The sequence below is a fragment of the Paracidovorax citrulli genome (assembly GCF_900100305.1).
Classification (GTDB): Bacteria; Pseudomonadota; Gammaproteobacteria; order Burkholderiales; family Burkholderiaceae_C; genus Paracidovorax; species Paracidovorax citrulli.
In genome coordinates this window covers 74,661-96,995 of the sequence record NZ_FNEY01000005.1, presented here as the reverse complement: position 1 = coordinate 96,995, position 22,335 = coordinate 74,661, and the positions used below count along the sequence as shown (strand labels likewise).

At 72.3% G+C, this 22,335-nt stretch carries 20 protein-coding genes and 1 riboswitch; of the genes, 16 read left to right on the top strand and 4 right to left on the bottom strand.

What is annotated here, in order from left to right; all coding sequences use genetic code 11:
* Positions 1-28 precede the first annotated feature (28 nt).
* Together BLR99_RS05080 and BLR99_RS05075 are read left to right on the top strand one after the other, a co-directional pair.
* A complete protein-coding gene (locus BLR99_RS05080) occupies positions 29-1,393 on the top strand; it encodes a cyclic di-GMP phosphodiesterase (protein WP_011794670.1) in 1,365 nt (454 codons plus the stop codon).
* Entirely contained in the window at positions 1,390-3,453 is a 2,064-nt protein-coding gene (locus BLR99_RS05075) for a putative bifunctional diguanylate cyclase/phosphodiesterase (protein WP_046060253.1), read from the top strand. Before BLR99_RS05080 ends, BLR99_RS05075 begins: the two co-directional genes overlap by 4 nt.
* Positions 3,454-3,749: 296 nt before the next feature.
* Here the strand turns inward: BLR99_RS05075 and BLR99_RS05070 are convergent, their stop codons facing one another.
* Together BLR99_RS05070 and BLR99_RS05065 are read right to left on the bottom strand one after the other, a co-directional pair.
* Positions 3,750-4,193, bottom strand: coding sequence for a cell division protein ZapA (locus tag BLR99_RS05070; RefSeq protein WP_011794672.1), 444 nt, complete (start codon positions 4,191-4,193; stop codon positions 3,750-3,752).
* Positions 4,190-4,438, bottom strand: coding sequence for a hypothetical protein (locus BLR99_RS05065; RefSeq protein ID WP_011794673.1), 249 nt, complete (start codon positions 4,436-4,438; stop codon positions 4,190-4,192). Before BLR99_RS05065 ends, BLR99_RS05070 begins: the two co-directional genes overlap by 4 nt.
* A 49-nt stretch (positions 4,439-4,487) precedes the next feature.
* A riboswitch (cobalamin riboswitch) is annotated at positions 4,488-4,752 on the top strand.
* An 81-nt stretch (positions 4,753-4,833) separates the two neighbouring features.
* On the opposite strand from BLR99_RS05065, the gene BLR99_RS05060 reads away from it, so the two are divergent.
* Genes BLR99_RS05060 through BLR99_RS05015 form a run of 10 tightly spaced genes read left to right on the top strand, consistent with a single transcriptional unit; the run spans position 4,834 to position 15,064 of the window.
* A complete protein-coding gene (locus tag BLR99_RS05060; protein ID WP_041827286.1) occupies positions 4,834-6,708 on the top strand; it encodes a TonB-dependent receptor domain-containing protein in 1,875 nt (624 codons plus the stop codon).
* Complete coding sequence (locus tag BLR99_RS05055; protein WP_011794675.1) at positions 6,705-8,129, top strand: cobyrinic acid a,c-diamide synthase CobB; 1,425 nt, start codon at positions 6,705-6,707, stop codon at positions 8,127-8,129. The genes BLR99_RS05060 and BLR99_RS05055 overlap by 4 nt, the downstream gene beginning before the upstream one ends.
* Positions 8,126-8,761, top strand: a complete 636-nt coding sequence (locus tag BLR99_RS05050) for a bifunctional adenosylcobinamide kinase/adenosylcobinamide-phosphate guanylyltransferase (protein ID WP_046060252.1) — start codon at positions 8,126-8,128, stop codon at positions 8,759-8,761. The genes BLR99_RS05055 and BLR99_RS05050 overlap by 4 nt, the downstream gene beginning before the upstream one ends.
* Entirely contained in the window at positions 8,758-9,729 is a 972-nt protein-coding gene (locus tag BLR99_RS05045) for an ABC transporter substrate-binding protein (protein WP_046060251.1), read from the top strand. The genes BLR99_RS05050 and BLR99_RS05045 overlap by 4 nt, the downstream gene beginning before the upstream one ends.
* Entirely contained in the window at positions 9,726-10,760 is a 1,035-nt protein-coding gene (locus BLR99_RS05040) for a FecCD family ABC transporter permease (RefSeq protein WP_048857802.1), read from the top strand. The genes BLR99_RS05045 and BLR99_RS05040 overlap by 4 nt, the downstream gene beginning before the upstream one ends.
* Positions 10,761-10,764: 4 nt before the next feature.
* A complete protein-coding gene (locus BLR99_RS05035) occupies positions 10,765-11,565 on the top strand; it encodes an ABC transporter ATP-binding protein (RefSeq protein WP_046060249.1) in 801 nt (266 codons plus the stop codon).
* 52 nt (positions 11,566-11,617) lie between these two features.
* On the top strand, positions 11,618-12,187 hold the full coding sequence (gene cobO, locus BLR99_RS05030) for a cob(I)yrinic acid a,c-diamide adenosyltransferase (protein ID WP_011794680.1): 570 nt from the start codon (positions 11,618-11,620) through the stop codon (positions 12,185-12,187).
* 24 nt (positions 12,188-12,211) lie between these two features.
* A complete protein-coding gene (gene bluB, locus BLR99_RS05025) occupies positions 12,212-12,973 on the top strand; it encodes a 5,6-dimethylbenzimidazole synthase (RefSeq protein WP_011794681.1) in 762 nt (253 codons plus the stop codon).
* On the top strand, positions 12,966-13,994 hold the full coding sequence (gene cbiB, locus BLR99_RS05020; protein ID WP_046060248.1) for an adenosylcobinamide-phosphate synthase CbiB: 1,029 nt from the start codon (positions 12,966-12,968) through the stop codon (positions 13,992-13,994). Before bluB ends, cbiB begins: the two co-directional genes overlap by 8 nt.
* Positions 13,991-15,064 carry an aminotransferase class I/II-fold pyridoxal phosphate-dependent enzyme gene (locus tag BLR99_RS05015; RefSeq protein ID WP_011794683.1) on the top strand — a complete coding sequence of 358 codons (1,074 nt, stop codon included), beginning with the start codon at positions 13,991-13,993 and terminating at the stop codon, positions 15,062-15,064. Before cbiB ends, BLR99_RS05015 begins: the two co-directional genes overlap by 4 nt.
* A gap of 34 nt (positions 15,065-15,098) precedes the next feature.
* On the opposite strand, the gene BLR99_RS05010 is transcribed toward BLR99_RS05015, so the two are convergent.
* Both BLR99_RS05010 and BLR99_RS05005 read right to left on the bottom strand, forming a co-directional pair.
* Complete coding sequence (locus BLR99_RS05010; RefSeq protein ID WP_233427212.1) at positions 15,099-16,502, bottom strand: phospholipase D-like domain-containing protein; 1,404 nt, start codon at positions 16,500-16,502, stop codon at positions 15,099-15,101.
* Between the two features lie 335 nt (positions 16,503-16,837).
* Complete coding sequence (locus tag BLR99_RS05005; RefSeq protein ID WP_046060247.1) at positions 16,838-18,121, bottom strand: hypothetical protein; 1,284 nt, start codon at positions 18,119-18,121, stop codon at positions 16,838-16,840.
* 338 nt (positions 18,122-18,459) lie between these two features.
* On the opposite strand from BLR99_RS05005, the gene BLR99_RS05000 reads away from it, so the two are divergent.
* From BLR99_RS05000 to BLR99_RS04985, 4 genes are all read left to right on the top strand, one after another.
* Positions 18,460-19,257, top strand: coding sequence for a HipA family kinase (locus tag BLR99_RS05000; RefSeq protein WP_011794686.1), 798 nt, complete (start codon positions 18,460-18,462; stop codon positions 19,255-19,257).
* The gene (locus BLR99_RS04995; protein ID WP_011794687.1) at positions 19,244-19,630 is read left to right on the top strand and encodes a DUF3037 domain-containing protein; all 387 of its coding nucleotides are present in this window, start codon (positions 19,244-19,246) and stop codon (positions 19,628-19,630) included. Before BLR99_RS05000 ends, BLR99_RS04995 begins: the two co-directional genes overlap by 14 nt.
* A 179-nt stretch (positions 19,631-19,809) precedes the next feature.
* Complete coding sequence (budC, locus tag BLR99_RS04990; RefSeq protein WP_017439823.1) at positions 19,810-20,613, top strand: meso-2,3-butanediol dehydrogenase; 804 nt, start codon at positions 19,810-19,812, stop codon at positions 20,611-20,613.
* 237 nt (positions 20,614-20,850) lie between these two features.
* Positions 20,851-22,329, top strand: coding sequence for a cobyric acid synthase (locus tag BLR99_RS04985; protein WP_046060246.1), 1,479 nt, complete (start codon positions 20,851-20,853; stop codon positions 22,327-22,329).
* The last annotated feature ends 6 nt before the right edge of the window (positions 22,330-22,335 follow it).

Here is a 22,335-nt window from a genome sequence, read left to right as displayed (position 1 = left end):
GGAAACAGCTGCTCACGAACTGGTGATAATGGTTTCGAATGAGAGGCGTTACGCGCCTCTTTTATTTCGTGACTTCCCCGTGAACTCCTCTCTCCTCATCGGCGTCGGCCGGTTGCGTGTCGGCATGTATATCCAGCTGGAGCTGGGATGGATGAACCATCCGTTCCCGGTGAGCAGCTTCCGCATCGCCTCCGGGGACCAGATCGCCACCTTGCAGTCCCTGGGCCTGGAACAGGTGCGATGGGTGCCGGCACGCAGCGATGCCGCGGTGCGCGAGGCGATGGAGGCGCCGGGATCCGCGCAGCAGGAGCCCTCCGCAGGGCCGCAGGCCGGTGGCGCATCCGCCGGCTCCGGGCCGGGCGCCGGCGCCCCGGGGCAGGAGCCGGCCGGCATGCTCCAGGCGCGCCTGGAGGCACAGCGCCGCTCCCTGGCGCGCTGCGACGAGCAGTTCGCCCGGGCCACGCGGGTGTATGAGCGGCTGGCCCTGCACGTGGAGCAGGACCCGGCCGAAGCGCGCAGGGCCACGGAAGCATTGATGCGCGCCTGCGTGGACGAACTCATGGACCACGGCGATTCCGCGGTCCGCCTGCTGTCCGAGCGGGCCGGCACGCGCGCGGCGCTGCATTCCGTCAACGTGGCGGTGCTGTCCCTGCTGCTGGGAAAGTCCCTGGGGATGCGCGGCGAAGACCTCGGCGACCTGGGCACCGCGGCGCTGCTGCATGACGTGGGCAAGATTTCCCTTCCACCGCACGTGGGCCAGCCCAGCGCGGTGCTGGGCCCGGCCGACCAGGCGCTGTACGAGGCCCACGTGGGCGAATCCGTGGTGCTGGCCCAGCGCATGGGATGGGGGCGGGTGGTGGTCTCGGCCATCGCCCAGCACCACGAGCGGGCCGATGGCAGCGGCTTCCCGCTCGGGCTGCAGGGGGCCGAGCTGGGCCGGGCGGGTCAGGTGCTCGCGCTGGTGAACCACTACGACCGGCTGTGCAATCCGCTGCGCGGGGAGCCTCCCCTGACGCCGCACGAGGCCCTGTCCGTCCTGTTCGCCCAGCACAAGTCCCGTTTCGATGCCCAGGTGCTGCAGTCTTTCATCCGGCTCATGGGGGTGTACCCCGCTGGATCGATCGTGCAGCTCACCAATGAACGCTATGCCATGGTGGTGGCGGTGGATGCGGCCCGGCCGCTGCGGCCGCGAATCATCGTGCACGACGGCCGCGTACCGCGCGACCAGGCGCTCGTGTTCGACCTGGAGCGCTCGCCGGACCTGGGCATCCGCCGCAGCCTGCGGCCCTCGCAGCTGCCGCGCGACGCGCTGGACTACCTCTCTCCGTGCAAACGCATCTGCTATTTCTTCGAGAGGGCGCTGGTGGTTGGCGCGGACGAGGTGCCGGAGTGAACCGCCCGGCCGTCGATGTCGCGTGGCGGTCGCTGTTCGCGGGCCTGCGCGAAGCGCTCTGGCTGGTCGATGCGCAGTCGCTGGACGTGGTGATGTGCAACCGGGCGGCGGCCGAGCTGGCCGGCCGGCCGCGGGAGGCCATGGAAGGGCGCCCGGTGCACCTGCTGGCCAACACGCCCGAGGATCTCGCGTTCTGGTCGCAGGACCTGGCCGGGCTGCGGGCGGGTATCCATTCCTATTCGGGCATGCTGCGCCCCGACGGGTCCCTCGTGCCGGTGGACCGCCGCGTCGCCGCCGTCGAGTCGCCCGAGGGCATGCCGCTGCTGGTGCTGGGCATGCTGGACCGCAGCGAGCAGGCGTCCATCCAGGACGAGCTCGAGCGGCTGCTTTCGGAGCTGCGCGCCACGCTCGACTCCGCTGCCGACGGCATGCTGGTCTGCGACATGGGCGGCCGCGTGCGGGCCTTCAACCAGCGCCTGGCCTGGCTGTGGAACATGCCGGACGACCTGCTCGTGCGGCGCGACGACGCGGCCGTGGAAGCGCACATGGCCGCGCAGGTCACGGACGCCGACGCCTACCGCGCGCGGCTGCTGGGCATCGCGCAGTTCCCGGAGGAGGAAACCCTCGACATCCTGCACCTGCGTACGGGCACGGTGATCGAGCGCCGCTCGGTGCCGCAGATGAGCCATGGCCGTCCCATGGGCCGCGTGTATTCCTTCCGCGACCTCACCCTGCAGCATGCCGCGCAAAAGCGGATCGAGCAGCTGGCGTACAGCGACGTGCTCACGGGCCTGCCCAACCGCCTGCTGCTGTCGCGCTGCGTCGCCTCGGCGCTGGAAACCGCGCGCGCGCAGGGCGGCGGCTTCGCCATCCTGTTCATCGACCTCGACCGTTTCAAGATCATCAACGATTCGCTGGGGCATCTCTTCGGCGACCGGGTGCTGCAGCTCGTGGCGCAGCGCCTGCGGGGCTGCCTGCGGCAGAACGACATGCTGTGCCGCCTGGGAGGCGACGAGTTCGTGCTCCACCTGGATGAGGGTGACGCGTCCATGGCCGAGGCCGTGGCGTGCCGCATCCTGGAGGAGATGCGCCAGCCCTTCATGCTCGACGGCATGGGCTTTTCCATCCAGTGCAGCATCGGCATCGCGCTGCACCCGCGGGACGGCGAGACGCTGGACGACCTGATCAAGCAGGCGGACACCGCCATGTACCGGGTCAAGGAGCGCGGCCGGGGCAGCTACGGGTTCTACCACCCGCAGATGAATGCCGACATGCTCTCGCGCATGCAACTGGAGCACGCGATGCGCCAGGCGCTGGACCGCGGCGATTTCGCCGTGCACTACCAGCCGCAGGTGGAGATGGCCTCGGGCCGCGTGGTGGGCGCCGAAGCCCTGCTGCGCTGGAACGATCCCGGGCTGGGCGCGGTGTCGCCGGGCGTCTTCATCCCGCTGGCGGAAGAGTCGGGCTATATCGTGACCCTGGGAGCCTGGGTGCTGGAGCAGGCGATCCGCGAGGCGGCCGAGTGGATGCGCGCCGGCACGCCCCTGGTGGTGGCGGTGAACGTGTCCGCGCTGGAGTTCCGGCAGTCCGGCTTCGTGGAGCGCCTCGTGGCGCTGCTGCGCAGCCACGGGCTGCCGGCATCGCTGCTGGAGCTGGAACTGACCGAGACGATCCTGCTGCAGGATGCGCAGGAAATGGCGCAGCGCCTCGCGGCCCTGGCCGAGCTGGGCGTGGGCCTGTCGATCGACGATTTCGGCACGGGCTATTCGAGCCTGGCCTATCTCAAGAAGCTCCGCATCCACAAGCTCAAGATCGACCAGTCGTTCGTGCGCGGCCTGCCGGACGACGAGAGCGACCGGGCGATCATCGAGGCGATCGTGCACATCGGCCGGGCGCTGCGCATCCGGGTGGTGGCCGAGGGCGTCGAGACGCCGCAGCAGCGCGAGGCGCTGCAGGCCATGCAGTGCCACTACTTCCAGGGTTTCCTGGTGGCACCGGGGTTGCCTGCGGAGGCTTTCCGCGCCCTGGTCGCGCGGGATGGCTGCGAACCACCGGCATGAGCCCGCTGCAGCGGGCCGTCATCGCGGGCAGGACCGCAATGCAAAAGCGCCGCGGGAATGCTGCGGCGCTCGGGGGAAAAGGTGTCCGCAGTAGCCACCGGACCGTCATCCTGAACCGGGGGTTCAGGGGGGCGAGGGCAGCCAGGCGTTGGGTTCATCTGACGCGAGATGATCACGCTCACCGGGCGATGTACCAAGCCCTTGCTCATGGAGCATTGGTTCAAGGAAATATAAAGCCCGGCGGCACTGCGGACGCCCCATTGTAGGCGCGTGAAGCACCCTTTGGAAGTGCGGGGTCAGGCCGGCCGGCCGTCCTCGCCCAGCGCATGGTCCAGGCGCCGCAGCAGCGCCTGCAGCGCGTCGCCGTCCGGTGCCTCGCCCTCGGCCAGCAGGCTGCGCTGGGCAGGCCCGGCGGTGGCCGGCACGCCGCCGGGCAGGGTGGCCTGCGCATCCGTGGCGGCGCAGGCGTCCGTGGAAGGAGGAACGACCGGGGGGGCTTCCATGGCCGGCGCCTCGGCGGGCGGCGCCGCCGCCGCGCGGGCCTGGTCGGCCAGTTCAAAGGCCAGATTCAGGGCCGCCAGCACGGCGATGCGCTCGCGCGCGCGCACCTTGCCGGCGTCGCGGATGCGGACCATGGCCGCGTCCACGCGCTCGACCGCCTGCAGCAGCCGTTCCTGCTGGCCTTCCGGACAGGCGAGGCGGTAGCTCTGCTGCATGATCTGCACTTCGATCTGGTTCATTCGGCCTCCTTGGGCAGGTCGGTCGGGGTGGCCGGGACATGGTCCGGCGGGGGCGGCAGTTGCTCCAGCAGCGCGTCGATGCGCGTGCGGGCGGTGTTCAGGCGCGACCGGAGCGAGTCGCGCTCCTGCGTGAGCGAGACCACCTGGGCGGTGAGCAGGGCGTTGGCGCGCTGCAGCTCGGCATGGCGCACGAGCAGCCGCTCCACGCGCTCGGTGATCTGGTCGAGGGGGGAGGGTGAATCCATGCCCGGATTGTAGGGTTGGGGCAGGGCGGGCGAATATGTATCGAAACGTCCTAGAATCCGCTGCGTTGGTGCCTGCGGCCTGGTTCACAGACCGCGGTTCAACGGGAAGCAGGGAGGCGCCGTCCGCCACGGGCGCGCCGTGCCTGCGCTGCCCCCGCAACGGTCCGTGGAAAGAAAGCTGCCCCGCCCCTTCCGGCGCAACGGCTTTCGCCGCCTCCTGCATATAGCCACTGGGCGCCTTGAACAAGCGTCTGGGAAGGCGCAGGAGCGTGTCGTCCACCAGCCCGGATACCGGCCAACACGGAGGCCTCGCCCCTGGCTCAACGCCGGGCGCGGCCGTGTCGCCCAATGCCGGCGGGGAGGCCGGCGCGGGCTCGTTTTCTGCGAGCGCTTCCATGCATTCTTCGATCCCCCGGTTCCGCGGCGCCGCCGGCGCGCGTGCGGCCCTTGTCCCCCTCCACGCGCCCGCCGCACTTGTCCTGTTCGCCATGGGCCTGTCGCTGGCCCCGGCGGCGCATGCCGCCACCGCCGCCCCCATGGAAGAGGTCGTGGTGACCGCCAACCGCACGCCCCAGCCCCTGGCCGATCTCGTGGCCGACGTCTCCATCGTGGACCGCGACACCATCGAGGCCAGCGGCGCCACGGGGCTGGCCGATGTGCTGGCCCGCGTGCCGGGCATCGAGATTTCACGCAACGGCGGACCGGGCACGACGACCAGCGTCTATCTGCGCGGCGCGGAGCAGCGCTTCACCGCCGTCTATATCGACGGCGTGCGGATGGATTCGCAGACCACGGGCGGCGCGCCCTGGGAAGCGATCCCGCTGGGCCTCATCGACCGCATCGAGGTGCTGCGCGGCCCCGCCGCCGCCGTGTACGGATCGGACGCCGTGGGCGGCGTGATCCAGATCTTCACGCGCAAGGGCGAGGGCCCGGCGCAGCCGTACGTCGGCATCGGCGCCGGCAGCCACGGCACCTACAAGGCCGAGGCCGGCGTGAGCGGCTCGGCGGGCGAGGGCCGCGCGGTGGACTACGCGCTGGGCCTGGAGCGCGAGATCAGCGACGGCTTCAATGCCCGGCCCGTCGCGGGCCAGAACCCCGACGAGGACGGCCTGCGCCGCTCCGCCGTGAACGCGCGCGTGGGCCTGCAGATCGATCCGCACCAGCGCCTCGAAGGCACGCTGCTGGGGGCCGACACCAACGCGGGCTACGACACCACGCCCCTGGGCAACGACGACCGCGCCCTGCACCGCATGCATGCGCTGGGCCTGAACTGGCGCGCGCAATGGAGCGACCGCTACACCACCCGCGTATCGGTCACGGATTCGCGCGAGCGCTACGAGACGCGTCCCTCGCCCTACACCGCCGATACGCGCCTGCGGGGCTACCTGTTCCAGAACGAGTGGCGCGAGGGGGCGCACTTCTTCACCGCCGCGCTGGAGCGCCGCGAGGACCAGCTGCGCAACGGGGACATCGATGGCGACCGCTCGCAGGACGCGCTGGCGCTGGGCTATGGCTTCACCGCCGGCCCGCATGCGCTGCAGATCAACGCACGCCACGATTCGGACAGCGAGTTCGGTGGGCACAACACCGGCAGCATCGCCTACGGCTACGCGATCACGCCGCAGTGGCGCGCCACGGCATCGGCCGGCACCTCCTTCCGCGCGCCCACGCTCTACCAGCGCTTCAGTCCCTACGGCGTCGCGTCGCTGAAGCCGGAAGAGGGCCGCAACGTGGAGCTGGGCCTGCGCTGGGCGCAAGGCGCGAGCAGCGCGTCCGTGGTGGCCTACCGCAACCGCGTGAAGAACCTCATCGTCTTCGGCGAGGCCGGTCCGTGCCAGGATGAGTTCGGCTGCTATGCCAACGCGGGCCGGGCGAAGTACGAGGGCGTGACGCTCTCGGCACGGCACACCCTGGGCGGCGTGCAGTTGCGCGCATCGGTCGATCTGCAGAACCACCGCGACGAAACCACCGGCCGCCAGTTGCCCCGCCGCGCCAGGCGCCACGCGACCCTGGGCGCCGACACGCGCATCGCCGGCTGGACGGTGGGCTCCGAGGTGCAGGCCGCGGGCCGCCGCTTCGACAACGCCGCCAACACGGCGGTGCTGGGCGGCTACACGCTCGTGAACCTGTACGCCAGCACGCGTGTGGCGCAGGACACGACGCTGCTCGCGCGCGTGGACAACCTCGCCGACAGGAACTACCAGACCGCGCGCACCTATGCGCAGGCGGGCCGCACGTTCTATGTGGGCCTGAAGTGGGCGCCGCGTTGAGCGGGGCCGCAGGCACCGCGGGCAGCATTCGCTGTCCGGCGATCGCGATCGCCGCGCCGTCGTCGGGGCAGGGCAAGACCACCGTGACCGCCGCGCTGGCACGCCTGCACGCGCGGCAGGGGCGGCGCGTGCGCGTGTTCAAGTGCGGGCCGGACTTTCTCGATCCCTGCTGGCTGGAGCAGGCCAGCGGCGCGCCGGTGCATGCCATCGATCTCTGGATGACCGGCGAGCAGGATGCGGCCGAACGGCTGCACGCCGCGGCGCAGGAGGCCGACCTGATCCTGGTCGAGGGCGTGATGGGCCTTTTCGACGGCACGCCCAGCCTCGCGGACCTCGCCCGGCGCTTCGGCCTGCCGGTGCTGGCCGTGGTGGATGCCTCCGCCATGGCGGGCACCTTCGGCGCGCTGGCCTGGGGCCTGCGGAACTACCGTCCGGGCCTGCCGTGGGCGGGCGTGCTGGCCAACCGCGTGGGCAGCGCGCGCCATGCCGCCATGCTGCAGGAGAGCCTGGCGGACGCGGGCGACTGGATGGGCGCCCTGGCGCGCGTCGCCCCGCCCGCGGCGGATGTACCCGCGGGCGACGCGCCACCGGGCCGCCAGCGCGGGGGGCTGCTGCCCGAGCGGCACCTGGGCCTGGTGGCAGCGCATGAGCTGGCCGACGGCCTGGCGCGCATCGACCTCGCGGCCGATGCGCTGGCGCAGACGCCCCTGGGCCGCCTGTCTCCGCAGGAATGGCAGGAGCGGTTCGCGGTGGAGTTCGCCGCGCCCGCGCCGCGCGCCGCGGTGCCGCCGCTGCTGGCCGGCCGCACCGTGGCGGTGGCCGGCGATGCCGCGTTCTGCTTCGTCTATCGGGCCAACCTGCAGACGCTGGAAGCCCTGGGCGCGCGCGTGCGGCGCTTCTCGCCGCTGCAGGACGCTCAACTGCCGGCCTGCGACGCCGTGTGGCTGCCCGGCGGCTATCCGGAACTGCACGCCGACCGCCTGGCCGCCAACACCGGCATGCAGCGCAGCCTGCGGGCCCACGTGGAGGCCGGCCGGCCCGTATGGGCAGAATGCGGCGGCATGATGGCGCTCTTCGAATCGATCACCCTCGCGGACGGCGAACGCAAGCCGCTCTGGGGGCTGCTGCCGGGCCACGTGGCCATGCAGCGGCGGCTGGCGGCGCTGGGGCCGCAGCAGCTGGACCTGGACGGCCACGTGCTGCGCGGCCACACCTTCCATTACTCGACCTGCGAGAGCGGCGCCGCCGTGCGCGCGCGCACCCGCCGCCCGGATCCGGGCGAGGGCGGCGCGGGCGAGGCGCTCTACCGGCAGGGCAGCATCCACGCGAGCTATTTCCACGCCTGGTTCCCCTCCAGCCCGCGGGCCGTGGCGGCGCTGTTCGGCGCCGAGGACGCGCTGGCGCCGGAGGCCGCGGCATGACGGCCCTGGCGGCCCCTTTCGTGGGCGATGGCGTCGGCGACGGCATGCAGGGCGCGCCGCTGTCGGTCGCGCGCAGCGAATTCATCCTGGGCGGGCAGAAGAGCGGCAAGTCGCGCCGTGCCGAGATGCTGGCGCGCACCTGGATGGAGGCCTCCGGCGCGCACCGCGCGGTGCTCATCGCCACCGGCCGGGCCTGGGACGACGAGATGCGCGAGCGCATCGCCCGCCACCAGCGCGAGCGCGCGCTGCGCGTGCCGGGCATGGAGACGGTGGAGGAGCCGCTGGACGTGGCCGGTGCGCTGGCGCGCTGCGCGGGGCCGGGGACGCTGGTGGTGGTCGATTGCCTCACGCTGTGGCTCACGCAGTGGCTGATGCCGCTGCCGGAGGCGCCGCCGCCGGGCGACTTCGAGCCCCAGTGCCGGGCCTTCCTGGAGGCCGTCCGGCAGGCGCCGGGGCCGGTGGTGGTGGTCGGCAACGAGATCGGACTGGGCGTCATCCCCCTGGGCCGCGAAGTGCGCGCCTTCGTGGATGCGCTGGGGCGCCTCAACCAGCGCACCGCCGAGGCCTGTGCGCGCGTCACCCTCATGGCGGCCGGCCTGCCGCTCGCACTGAAGGAGCCGCCCCAGCCATGAACCGGTGGTGCCGCGTCATTCCTTTCCTGCAGCGCCTGGGGGCGATGGCCCTGCTGGCATGGTCCGCCGGCGCGCAGGGGCCGGCCCTGGCGCAGCTGCCGCCGGGGCCCGCGACCGCGGTCTCTGCGGCCTCCGCGGTGCCCGATGCTCCCGCGGGCGGCGTGGCGATCACCGACGGCCGCGGCCGCCGCATCGCCTTCGCCCGGCCGCCGCAGCGCATCGTGAGCCTGCTGCCCTCGCTCACCGAATCGGTCTGCGCGCTGCAGCAGTGCGCGCGGCTGGTGGGCGTGGACCGCTATTCCAACTGGCCCGAGTCCGTGCGCGCGCTGCCGCAGATGGGCGGCGGCATCGACCCCAACATCGAGGCCATCGCCGCCCAGCGGCCGGACGTGGTGCTGCTGGCGACCAGCTCGCGCGCGAGCGACCGGCTGGAGGCGCTGGGCATCCCCGTGGTGGCGCTGGAGCCCAAGACGCATGCCGACGTGCGCGAGGTGCTGCGCACCCTGGGCACGCTGCTGGCCGTGCCGCCGCAGCAGGGCGCCGACCGCGTGTGGCGCGAGATCGACGCGGGCGTGCAGGCGGCCGCGCAGTCGCTGCCGGAGCGCGCGCGCGGCGCGCGCGTGTACTTCGAAGTGAGCCGGGGGCCCTATGCGGCCGGCACGTCGTCCTTCATCGGCGAGACGCTGGCCCGCCTGGGCGCGCGCAACGTGGTGCCGCCCGAACTGGGGCCGTTCCCGCGGCTGAACCCCGAATTCGTCGTGCGGGCGCAGCCGGACATCATCATGGTGGGCAACAGCAGCATGCAGGCCCTGGTGCCGTACCCGGGCTGGGGCAACCTGCGCGCGGTGCAGGGGCAGCGTGTCTGCGTGTTCTCCCCGCGCGAGGCCGACGTGGCGGTGCGCCCCGGCCCGCGCATGGCGGATGCCGCGCGCATCATGGCGCGCTGCCTCGCGGACAAGGCGCCATGAGGCCGGCGGGCGACGGGACCGGGCATGCCGGCGGTGCCCGCCGGGCGGCGTGGCTGGCCGCGGGGCTGCTGCTGGCCGGCACGGCCCTGGTGATGCTGGGCGCGAGCGTGGGCAGCACCGGCATCGGGCTGGCCTGGGGCCCCGATGCGGATCCCGTGGCGCGGCAGATCCTCCGGGACATCCGCCTGCCGCGCACGCTGGGCGCCTGGCTCGCCGGGGCGCTGCTCGGCCTGTCCGGCGCGGTGGCGCAGGGGCTGTTCCGCAATCCGCTGGCGGACCCGTACCTGCTGGGCAGCGCCTCGGGCGCGGCGCTCGGGGGCGCGCTGGCCATGGCGCTGTTCGGCCTGTCGCCCGGCGCATCGCAGTGGCTCGCGCGGCTGGGCGTGACGGGCATGGCCTTCCTCGGCGCCGTGGCGGCCGTGCTGCTCACGCTGGTGCTGGCGCGCGGCGTGCAGCACACGCTGCGGCTGCTGCTGGCGGGCGTGATCGTGGGCGTGGTGCTCGGCGCCGCGCGCGACCTGGTGGAACTGGCCTCGCCCGAGATCCTGCAGGCCATGCAGGCCTTCACCCTGGGCAGCACCAGCTTCGTGGGCTGGATCGCCTGCGGGCTGATGGCCGGGGCCTGGGCACTGAGCGCCGGCACCGCCTGGGTGCTGGCGCGCGCGCTGGACGGGCTGGTGCTGGGCGAGGCCACGGCGGCCAGCCTGGGCCTGCCGCTCGCGCCCATGCGCGCGGGGCTGGTGGCGGCCATGGCGCTGGCCACCGGCACCGCGGTGGCGCAGACGGGCCTGATCGCCTTCGTGGGCCTGGCCGCCCCGCACCTGGTGCGCTCCATCGCGCCGTCCACCCACCAGCGCCACGTGGTGCTCTCCAGCCTCATGGGCGCGGTGCTGCTGCTGGCCGCGGACATCCTCGCGCGCTGGATCGTCGCGCCGCAGGAACTGCCCGTGGGCGTGCTCACGGCGGCCCTGGGCGGCAGCTACCTGCTGTGGCTCATGCACCGGCGCGCCCGGCTGGGCCGCGGAGGCTGAACGCATGGACCGCACCATCGCCCTGCAGGCGTCCGGCCTCTGCGCATCGTTCGGCGGCACGCCCGTGCTGCGCGACGTGGACCTGCGCATTCCCGCCGGCTGCTGGACCAGCGTGGTCGGCCCGAACGGCGCTGGCAAATCGACCCTGCTCAAGGCCCTGGCGGGCCTGCTGCCGGGCGGCGCCGTGCGCGGGCATATCGATTTGATGGGCCGTCCGCTGCCGCGCTGGGGTGCGCGGGAGCGCGCGCGCCAGCTCGCGTGGCTGGGGCAGGGCGAGGCCGGCTCCGACGGCCTGCCTGCCTACGACATCGCCATGCTGGGCCGCCTGCCGCACCAGCCCTGGCTCGCGCCGCCCAGCCCGGCGGACCATGCGGCCGTGCGCGCCGCGCTGGAGGCCACGCAGGCCTGGGCGTGGCGCCACCGCCCGCTCGCCGAACTCTCCGGCGGCGAGCGCCAGCGCGTGCTGCTGGCCCGTGCGCTGGCCGTGCAGGCCCCCGTGCTGCTCATGGACGAGCCGCTCGCCCACCTCGACCCGCCCCACCAGGCCGACTGGCTGCAGACCGTGCGCGGCCTGGCGCGGCAGGGCTGCGCGGTGGTGAGCGTGCTGCACGAGGTGTCGTTCGCGCTGCAGGCCGATGCGCTGGTCGTCCTGGCCGAAGGCCGGGTGCTCCACCATGGGCCGGGCGATGATCCCGCCACCCATGCGGCGCTGGAGGCCGTGTTCGGCCACCGCATCCGCGTGCGCGAGGTGGACGGCCTGCGCGTGGCGGTACCGTGCGTCGGTCCCGCCGCGCCCGGCGGCTGATGCCAGCGTGCCGGACCGGATCTTTTTCTTCTCCCATTCATCTTTGTTTCGCATGCAGATCGAATCTCCCCCCACCGAGCGCCGCTCGGAGAAGCCGGACGGCGAGCGCCGCGGCCTCGTGCTGGTGCATACCGGCGACGGCAAGGGCAAGAGCACGGCGGCCTTCGGCCTCGCGCTGCGCGCGCACGGCCGCGGCAAGCCGGTGAAGATCTTCCAGTTCATGAAGGTGCCCAGCGCGCGCTTCGGCGAGCACCGTGTGTTCGAGCAGCTCGGCATTCCCATCGAGGGACTGGGCGACGGCTTCAGCTGGAAGAGCCGCGACCTGGAGCATTCGGCCGCGCTCGCCCGCGCCGGCTGGGAACGGGCGCGGGACGCCATCCTGGGCGGCGGGCATTTCCTGGTGGTGCTCGACGAGGTCACCTATCCGCTCATCTACGGCTGGGTGCCGCTGCAGGAGGTGGTGCAGGCGCTGCGCGATCGGCCGCGCGACGTGCATGTGGTGCTGACGGGGCGCCGCTGCCCGAAGGAACTGATCGACCTGGCGGACACGGTCACCGAGATGGGTCTGGTCAAGCATGCGTTCCAGGCCGGCGTGCCGGCGCAGCGCGGCATCGAGGACTGACGCTTGCATACGGGAGGCAAAGGCATGGCACCCGGCGAATCCGGCGCGGCAGCGGGCGAGGCCTACAGTGCCGCGGAGCGCGAGGCCATCTACCGCGCCATCCGCGAGCGGCGCGACATGCGCCACTTCGCGGGCGGGCACGTCGAGCCCGCGGTGCTCGAGCGCCTGCTGCGCGCCGCGCACGAGGGGCCCAGCGTGGGCTTCATGCAGCCCTGGCGCTTCATCCGCGTGTCCGATGCCGCGCTGCGGCGCCAGTTGCACGCTTGCGTCGATGCCGAACGCCTGCGCACGGCGGAGGTGCTGGGAGCCAGCCCCGCGCCGGATGCGGCCGGGCCGGCGGTGCAGGGCGCGGGGCGGCAGGAGGAGTTCCTGCGGCTCAAGCTGGAAGGCATCCTCGATGCGGCGGAGCTGATCGCGGTGGTACTGGCCGACGGGCGGGATGCGCACGTGTTCGGCCGCCGCACCATGCCCCACATGGACGTGGCCTCGGTGGGCTGCGCCATCGAGAACCTCTGGCTGGCCGCGCGCGCCGAAGGGCTGGGGATGGGCTGGGTGTCGATCTTCGACCCCCTTGACGTCGCCCGCCTGCTGGGCCTGCCGCCCGGCGCCGAGCCGGTCGCGCTGCTCTGCCTGGGGCCGGTGCATGGCTTCTATCCATCGCCCATGCTGGAGCGCGAGCGCTGGGCGCGCCGCGCGCCGCTGGCCTCGGTGGTGTTCGACGGGGGCTGGGGACGCCCGGCGCGCTGGCTGTCCGGCAGCGAAAACGGCGGGGCCGGGGATGGCTGACGGAGGCTCCGCGCTGCTGCAGGCCCTGCTGGCCGCGCTGCCCTGGGCTGCCGCCCTCGCGGCCGCGCTGGCGATCGACCGGTGGTGGGGCGAGCCGCCGGTGGCCTTGCATCCGGTGGTCTGGATGGGGCGCGCGCTGCACTGGTGCGGCGAGCGCATCGCGCCCGCGCAGCCGGTGGCCGCGGATGCCCGGGCGTTCGTGCTGGGCGCGGCGGCCTGGCTGCTGATGGCCTCGGTGGTGGCCGGTGCCGCCGGGGCGCTGCAGCACGCGGCACGGCAACTGCCCGCATGGTGGGCGGTGCCCGTGCTGGCCCTGCTGCTCAAGCCGCTGCTGGCCTGGCGCATGCTGCGCGACGAGGTCGTGGCCGTGGAGGATGCGCTGGCGCAATCGCTCGAGGCCGGCCGCGAGCGGCTGTCGCGTCTGGTGAGCCGCGACGTCCACGCGCTGCAGGCCGTGCAGGTGCGCGAATCCGCCATCGAATCGCTGGCGGAGAACCTGAACGATTCCGTGGTGGCGCCGCTTTTCTGGTTCGCGCTGCTGGGGCTGCCCGGCGCGGCGCTCTACCGCTTCGCCAACACCGCGGATGCCATGTGGGGCTACCCCGGCATGCGCGGCGGGCGCTACTGGCAGTGGGCCGGCAAGTGGGCGGCGCGCGCGGACGACGTGCTCTCGTGGGTGCCCGCGCGCATCACGGCGGTGCTGCTGGCGCTGTGCGCGCGCCGCGGGCGCTGGGCCGCGGTGGCCCGGCAGGCGCGCCGGACACCGTCGCCCAACAGCGGCTGGCCGATGGCCGCGATGGCGCTCGCGCTGGACGTGCGGCTGTGCAAGCCCGGCGTGTACACCCTGCACCGCCGCGGCAGGGCCGCGGCCCCGGCGGACACCCACCGGGCCGCCGTGCTGGCCGCGCGGGTCGTGGCATGGTGCCTGCCGCTCGCCCTGGCGGCGATATGGGCGCTGGAGTGGCTGCGTGTCGTCCTGCATGGTGCCCTGCATGCCGCCCTGGGAGGCGTGCTGCCATGACGCCAGAGGCGCTCGACGGTGGCGCAGCCGCGCAGGGGTTGCCGGTGCACGGCGGCCCGGATGCGCTGGGCGTTCCGCTGCACGATTTTTCCACCAACGCGAACGCCTGCGGGCCCTGTCCGGCCGCCCTGGCCGCCGTGCGCGGGGCCGACGCCGCGCGCTACCCCGATCCGGCCTACACCGCGCTGCGCGAGGCCCTGGGCGCCTGGCACGGCGTGGCGCCCGGGCGCATCCTGCCGGCCGCGAGCGCCAGCGAATTCATCCACCGCTTCACCGCGTGGGCCGCGCGGCAGGGCGTCGCCGGGGTGGTGGTGCCTGCGCACGCCTATGGCGACTATGCGCGCGCGGCCCGGGCCTGGGGCCTGCCGCTGCGCGCATCGCCGGTGCCGGAAGCAGAGGCGGATGGGCAGAAGGATTCCGGGAAGGCCCTGCTGCACTGGGCCTGCGAACCCGGCAGTCCCCTCGGCACGCCCGATCCCGCGCTGGAGGCATGGCGCGCGCGGGCATGCCGTGGCGCCGCCGCCCCGGATGCCGGCCTGCGCATCGTCGATTGCGCCTATGCGCCCCTGCGGCTGGAGGCCGCTGGCGGCCCGCTGCCCACGAATGCCTGGCAGCTCTGGACGCCCAACAAGGCCCTGGGCCTCACGGGCGTGCGCGCTGCCTATGCCATCGCCCCGGCCTGCGTGCCGCGGCACGTGCTGGATGCGCTGCAGGCCCTGGCGCCCTCCTGGCCGATCGGCGCGCACGGAGTGGCGATGCTGTCGGCCTGGGTGGCGCCGCAGGTGCAGGACTGGCTGGCCGCGTCGCTCGGCACGCTGCGCGCATGGAAGGCGGCCCAAATTCTCCTCAGCCAGGAGTTGGGATGGGACGTCTGGCCGGGCAGCCTCGCCAACTATTTCGCCGCCATGCCGCCGCAGGGCGATATGGCGGCGTGGCTGACTGGCCTGCGCGCGCAGGGGGTCAAGGTAAGGGATGCCGCTTCCTTCGGGCTGAGGGGCTGGGTGCGGCTCGGCGTCCTGGATCCGCTCGCGCAGCATGCCCTCTTTCAGGCCTGCCGTGGCATGCGCTGATCTGCACACGAGGGCACGGCCGTTCGACCAGCCTTCAGCGCTTGGGTGGGTAGTGACTCGCTTCGCCGTCACTGCCCTGGTAAATATCGTTGAACAGCGCGCGGCGCAACGTCGGATCGCTGGTCTCGAAGACCATCAGATTCTCGTTGGACCGGTAATGCGATTGCCCGTCCAGGTTGTAGGAGCCCGTCATGACGATGCAGGACCCGTCACTGCGGGTGAGAAGATAGTTCTTGGCGTGCAGCACCGTTTCGCTGCGCAGGTTGATCTGCAGTTCGTGCGCCAGAGACTCGCCAGGCGCATAGTGTTTGACCGTGAGGTGGCCTGCAGGCGGTTTCGCCTTGTCTCCGTAGAGCCTGCGTGCCGCGAAATCCACCAGCCCCCTGCTGGAGCGGTCCACCAGGATGTTGACGTTGCAGCCCCTGGCGAGTGCTTCGCCGATGAGGCCAAAGGCCTCGGTCCCCAGCTTCTTCCCGGCAATGTCCAGCGTATCGCCCGGTCCTGTACTAGCGAAGATCTTCGCCAGGGCGAAGCCGATGGGCTTGCCTTCTATCCTTCCGCCTTCCGAGAACATGTTCCGGTAGCCGTTCGATGGATTCTGCAGCCAGAGCACCTTCTGCCGGTTCCCCGTGAACGCGATGCCAGCCCTGGCGAGCGCTGCGTGCATGGGGTGCTGGCCGGCTTCTCCGGTTCCCGGATCGAAAGGCGAGCGCACGGCGATGTCCCTCAGCGTGCCCAGCGCAGCGGCAGGCTGCTCCACAGGGTCCATGACGGCAAGCCCGTCCTGGCAGACCAGGCGCGCACAGCGCACCGCGTGTTCTCCCATCAGCTCATCGAGGAAATAGTCGCGCTGGCTCCCGGCCAGGCGGGCCGACAGGGCGATGCAGCCGCCGTCCATCCATCCGTCCTTGGTTTTGTTGGCGATGCTTGCGCCCAGGGTGGCAGCCACACCGCGGTCGTTGATGCAGAACTTGTTGTGGTGGGAGCCGGCGGCGCCCCGGGCCTTGGCCGCCACGAAATACACGCGGGCACGCAACGTGCCGATCTTCAATCCGTCGTCCGCCTGCATGGCGTTGTAGGCCCGGACCACCGACGGCCATGTGATGGTGCCCGGAACCCGGCTTTCGTTGCGCAGCGACATGTTGGCCGTCACGTTCTGCCCCACCACTGCCGCGATCGCGGCATTCCGCTGCAGCTTGTTGTCGTTGTACAGGAGCACGAAGGTGAAGTCCGGGTCGTGCTGCCGCCGTGCCAGCGCCTCCATCATGGCGAACGTGGTGCCGGAGACATGGCCGGGTTCATGGTCCTTGGTCGGATGGATGCTGAAGGAGGTCATGATGGCCAGCCGGTCCGCCGATTCGATCGTCAGGTGGATCAGCCGCTTCTGCCGGTCCTCGCTGGATGGCACCGTATCCAGGACGAGCGCTGAATCGTCCACGTGGCAAAAGCGTGCCGGCCACCGCTGGCTCAGCTCCGCCTGCAGGTCGGCGACCAGATTCCGCGAGCCGGATGTACCTGCTGCGGCTGCCGGGGATTCCTGGGCGTGCATGCCAGCCCGGGCGGCGCGCCTGGCGGAATCTGCCGGCGCAGCCGACGGGGGGGAGAGCCTGGCGTTCCTGGGGGATGCGGGGGCCGCACAGGTTCTCGCCGGGCCGAACGGAAAGCAGGCGGCCCATGCCGCCGTACCGGTCCTGGCGCTGCCGTTGTTCCTGGGATTGCGCTCCGGAGCAGCGGGCGGACGGACTGCAGGGGTGTCGCGGACCGAAGATGCCCTCATGGTTGATCCCCCGTCCGAGCATCCTGCAAGGGATCCCAGAGGTCGATGCGATGTCCTGAACCCAATCCGAAAACGCTTGCTGCTGCCGCTTTGCCGGCCCGTGCGCCGGGCGTGCTGCGCGCGTGGTTGTCCATGGCACGCTGCAGCAGGGACGCCGCACCCGAATTGCAGTTGCCGACCTTGCCCGACGCATGGGGCGGAAGGCGCTGGAAGCGCGGCGTATTCTCCACCAGTCGATGGCGCCGTGGCGAGTCCGCCCGCGGCTGCACGGATTCCGGAGGAAAGCCCGATCCGTCGCGGCCCATCAACTCGTCCTGGTAGAGCCGGTGCAGCAGGAACTGCCGCCTGGCGTCCTGCAGGTCGGTTTGGCGCGCGCCCTCGATCCGGCGCATGTATACCTTGCGCGCCAACCCTTGCGGCGGGCTTTCGAACGCACGGATGTCCCGTTCCGGTGCCGGGGGCCGGGGAGCGCGGTAGTCGCCCGTCGTTTTCGGCCACAACTCCATGGTGTTCATGGGGAGCAGCCGGTAAATCGAGGCGACTTCCTTGCGGATTGCTGCAGGATCCACGGCGTCACCGCGCACGGACCGGTAGCCGTTGAAGAAATCTTCGCGGCTTGCGAACCGTTGCCCGGCCAGTTGCGCGATAGTGGCGCGGACGGCCGCTGGAAAGCGTGCAGGCCCGGCCTTGTCCATGCTGGACAGCAGGTGCTTCAAGAGCGGGCGGTCCAGCAGGACCGGACCGCGGACGGGGTCTCCTCCGACCCCGTAGAGCACGGCACCGCTCTTGCGCCCCTTGCCAGGATCGCCTGCCACGACATATCCGTGCGTGGGCAGGAAATAGCCATGCGTGTTGCGGTTCACGTAGTGGACGGGCACCGTTCGCAGCGTGTCCTTACCACGGTTGCGCATCTCTTCGAGCACCGTGGCGAAGGCCTCCCGTTCCTGGCCTTCGGGAATCCGGGAGCCACGCGGAGGGCGTCGCACATCAATGACGGAGCCGTGCCCGTCCATGCGCAGGTCCAGCGTGGCGACCTGGTCTTTCACCCTCCGGGTATTGCGCACCCAGCCGTCCCCCAGCGGCAACGAGGAAGTGCCGGGCTGGCCGTCCGCATCGGCCATGAAGCGGATGAAATCCGCTGCCTGGTCGCGCGCCGTGCGAAGGCCCAGCAGGGACAGGGCCTTGTGGATGCACCGGTCTGCGATGGTTCCGGCCTGCGTCCAGCCGAGGCGCGAGCGCTCGAGCGCCACTGCCGGTTGGGCTGCGGCCTCCCGGGCCACGGGACAGGGCAGTTGTCTTGCGCCGGTACTGCGTGGCGACAGTCCTTGGGGACGGGGGAGTCTGGGAGATTCTCCGGCGCGGGGGCGGGATGAACTGCCCGTCGGCGTGTTGCCGAATGGAAAGGCTGCGCGGACGGCATCCAGGCGATGGATGGAAATGAACTGTAGAGGCATCGGATACCCTTGCGGGGCGGGCTCAGCGTGGGCGGGCGTGAAAATTCCGAATATGCGCACGCATGCGCTGCGCACCCGGTGCATGGGCGAAAAACTGCCCTCCCCGGCGAAGAGGGCACTACCATGGGTGCCCTTTTCTCATCTCTTGTCGCGAAAGCCCCGCCGTGCGTACCATCACCGTAAGCCGCTACGTCACGCCGCTGCGCGAGGGCGGCTCCATGCCGGCCGTCGTGGAGGGCGACGACCTCGGCGTCTATGTCCTGAAGTTCCGCGGTGCCGGGCAGGGCGTGCGTGCGCTCATGGCCGAGATCATCGCCGGCGGCATCGCCCGTGCGCTGGAACTGCCCGTGCCCGAGATCGTGCTGGCCCAGCTCGATCCGGCACTCGCGCAGACCGAGCCGGACCCCGAGATCCAGGACCTGATCCGCGCGAGCGCGGGGCTGAACGTGGCGCTCGACTATCTCTCCGGCGCGGTCAACTTCGATCCGGCGGTGGACCGCGTCACGCCCGATTTCGCGTCGCGCCTCGTCTGGTTCGACGCGCTGGTGGGCAACGTGGACCGCACCGCGCGCAACACCAACCTGCTGGTGTGGCACCGCGACCCGTGGCTGATCGACCATGGCGCGTCGCTCACCTTCCACCACGCCTGGAACGGCACGGTGGCGCAGCCCGCCAAACCGTTCGCGCCGATCGCCGACCATGTGCTGCTGCCCCTGGCCACGGAACTGGCGGCGGTGGATGCCGGGCTGGCTGCGCGCCTCACTCCAGAATGCCTGCAGGCGGTGCTGGCCGAGGTGCCCGACCTGTTCCTGGCACAGGCGGCCGAGGGCCATGGGGACGGGGAGGGCGATGGTCCGCTCGCCGATCCGGCGGCGCACCGGCAGGCCTACGTCGATTATTTCCTGGCGCGGCTCGCGGGCCGGCAGGCCTGGCTGCAGGGGGCGATCGATGCACGCGGCTGACGTCTATGACTACGCCATCGTGCGCGTGGTGCCGCGCGTGGAGCGCGAGGAATTCATCAACGCCGGCGTGATCCTCTCGTGCCAGCGTTCCGGCTTCCTGCAGGCCGCGACCGCGCTCGACGAGGCGCGCCTGCTCGCGCTCGACCCGCAGGCCGACCTGGACACGGTGCGGCGCCACCTGGGCGCCATCGTGGCCATCTGCGCCGGCGACCCGGGCTGCGGTCCGATCGCGGCGCTGCCCTACCGGGCGCGCTTCCACTGGCTCACCGCGCGGCGCAGCGCGATCATCCAGACCTCGCCCGTGCACACCGGGCGCTGCACGGACGCCGCGGCGGCGCTGGAGCACATCATGGACCGCATGGTCCGGCGCTGAAGAGCCTGGCGCCCTTGCCCTGCACGGGCGCGCTGCCGGGCCCGCTGGCGGGCTGGCGGCGCCCGCCGGCGGGATGCCCTCCGACAGGCATACGGCGCCGAAGGCGCACGAACGCGGAGGCGGGCCGCGCGAAAAATGGACGTTTGCTTTCCACGCAGACTCCACGAAAGGAACGTCCCATGGCATCCCCATCTTCGCAGTCCGGCTCATCCATCCCGTCCCGGCGCTTCGCCGGCAAGGTCGTCATCGTCACCGGGGCGGGCTCCGGCATCGGTGCCGCCACCGCGCGCCGCTTCTCGCAGGAAGGGGCGATGGTCGCCATCGCCGACCTGAGCGACGACAAGCTCGCCGCCACGCGCGCCGACCTGCCGGCCGACCGCACGCTCGCGCACCCGGCCGATGTCTCGAAGTTCGAAGACGTCCAGGCCCTGGTGGATGCCACGGTCCAGCGCTTCGGCCACCTCGACGTCATGGTGAACAACGCCGGCATCGCCGTGCAGGGCAAGGTCACCGAGGCCAGCCTGGACGACTGGCAGCGCGTCCTCGCCACGAACGTCTCCGGCGTGTTCCACGGCGCGCGCGCCGCCATGCCGCACCTGCTGAAGACCCGGGGCTGCATCGTCAACACCTCGTCGGTCTCGGGCCTGGGCGGCGACTGGGACATGAGCTTCTACAACACCTCCAAGGGCGCCGTCTCCAATTTCACGCGCGCGCTCGCGCTGGACCATGGCAAGGACGGCGTGCGCGTGAATGCCGTGGCGCCCAGCCTCACCTTCACCGGCATGACGGAGGACATCAAGAGCGATCCCGAGCTGCTCGCCAAGTTCGCCGAACGCATTCCCCTGGGCCGCGGCGCCGAGCCCGAGGAGATCGCCTCCGTGATCGCGTTCCTCGCGAGCCCGGACGCCGGCTTCGTCACCGGCGTGGTGCTGCCGGTGGATGGCGGCGTGTCGGCATCGAACGGGCAGCCGCCGCAGGGCTGAGCCGCCAGCCTGGTCCGCGAACCTCGCATTCGGGCACCGCTGCGCAGGGGACAATAGGCGCATTGCGCGATCCGGGCGGCCATCCGACCGGACGGGCGCCCACCTTCCCTGCCGCCGTGCCGTGATCCCCATCCCAGACCATCCCCGTACCGCATCCGAACGGCTCCCCCGGTCCGCGAACGCTGCGCGCCGTCCATCCTCCGGCGAAGGGGCCGCCTGCACGGCGCCGGAGGCCGCATGACCGCCCGCTGCATCATGGTCCTCGGCACCTCCAGCGGCGCCGGCAAGAGCTGGCTCGCCACGGCGCTGTGCCGCTGGTTCAGCGACCAGGGCCTGCGCGTCGCGCCGTTCAAGGCGCAGAACATGAGCAACAACGCGCGCGTGGTGGCGGCGCCGGGCGGCGGGCAGGGGGAGATCGGCAGCGCGCAGTACTTCCAGGCGCTGGCGGCACGCACCGAGCCCGAGGTGCGCATGAACCCGGTGCTGCTCAAGCCCGAGGCGGACACGCGCAGCCAGGTGGTCCTGATGGGGCAGGTGAGCGAAGAACTCACGCGCATGCCCTGGCGCGGGCGCAGCGTGCACGTCTGGCCGCACGTGGCCGCGGCGCTCGACGCGCTGCGGGCCGAGAACGACGTCGTGGTGATCGAAGGCGCGGGCTCGCCGGCCGAGATCAACCTGCACGCGAACGACATCGTCAACATGCGCGTGGCGCGGCACGCGGGCGCGCACGGGCTGCTGGTGACCGACATCGACCGCGGCGGCGCCTTCGCCCACCTCTACGGCACCTGGGCGCTGCTGCCCGAGGACGAGCGCGCGCTGATCCAGGGCTTCGTGCTCAACAAGTTCCGCGGCGACGCCGCGCTGCTCGCGCCCGCGCCGGACATGCTGCGCGAGCGCACGGGCGTGCCCACGGTGGCCACCATTCCCATGCAGTGGCGCCACGGCCTGCCGGAGGAAGACGGCGTGTTCGACGATGCCGGCCACGTGCGCGCGGGCGCCGGCGGCGCGGTGCACACCACGGTGGCGGTGGTGGCGTACCCGCGCATCAGCAACCTCGACGAGTTCCAGCCGCTCAAGGGCGTGCCGGGCCTGCGGCTCGTCTGGGCACGCAGCCCGGCCGAGGTGGCCGGCGCCGACTGGATCGTGCTGCCCGGCTCCAAGGCGACCGCGGCCGACCTGGCCTGGCTGCGCGCCCAGGGCCTGGATGCCGCCATCGCCGCCCACGCCGCGCGCGGCGGCCGCGTGCTGGGCATCTGCGGCGGCCTGCAGATGCTGGGCGAGGCGCTGATCGACACCCACGGCGTGGACGGCAACGCGCCCGGCCTGGGCCTGCTGCCGCTGGTCACCGCGTTCGATCCGGCCAAGACCGTGCGCCGCACGCGCACCGCCTTCGGCGCACTGCGGGGCGCGTGGAGCGCGCTCTCGGGCGTGGCGGTGCAGGGCTACGAGATCCGCCACGGCCGCACGGCGCAGCATCCGGCCATGGCCGCGGCCGGCGACGTGGCGCACGCAGCCATCCCCGGCCTGGCATGGCAGAACGCGCGCGGCAACGTGCTGGGCCTGTACCTGCACGGCCTGTTCGAGGATGCGGTCGCGCTGCGCGCGCTCTTCGGCGCGGACGTGCCGACGCTGGACGCGGTGTTCGACCGGCTGGCGCGCGGCGTGGACGAATGGTTCGACCCCGCCTGGCGCGCGGCGCGGCGCGCGGGCCGATGATGATCG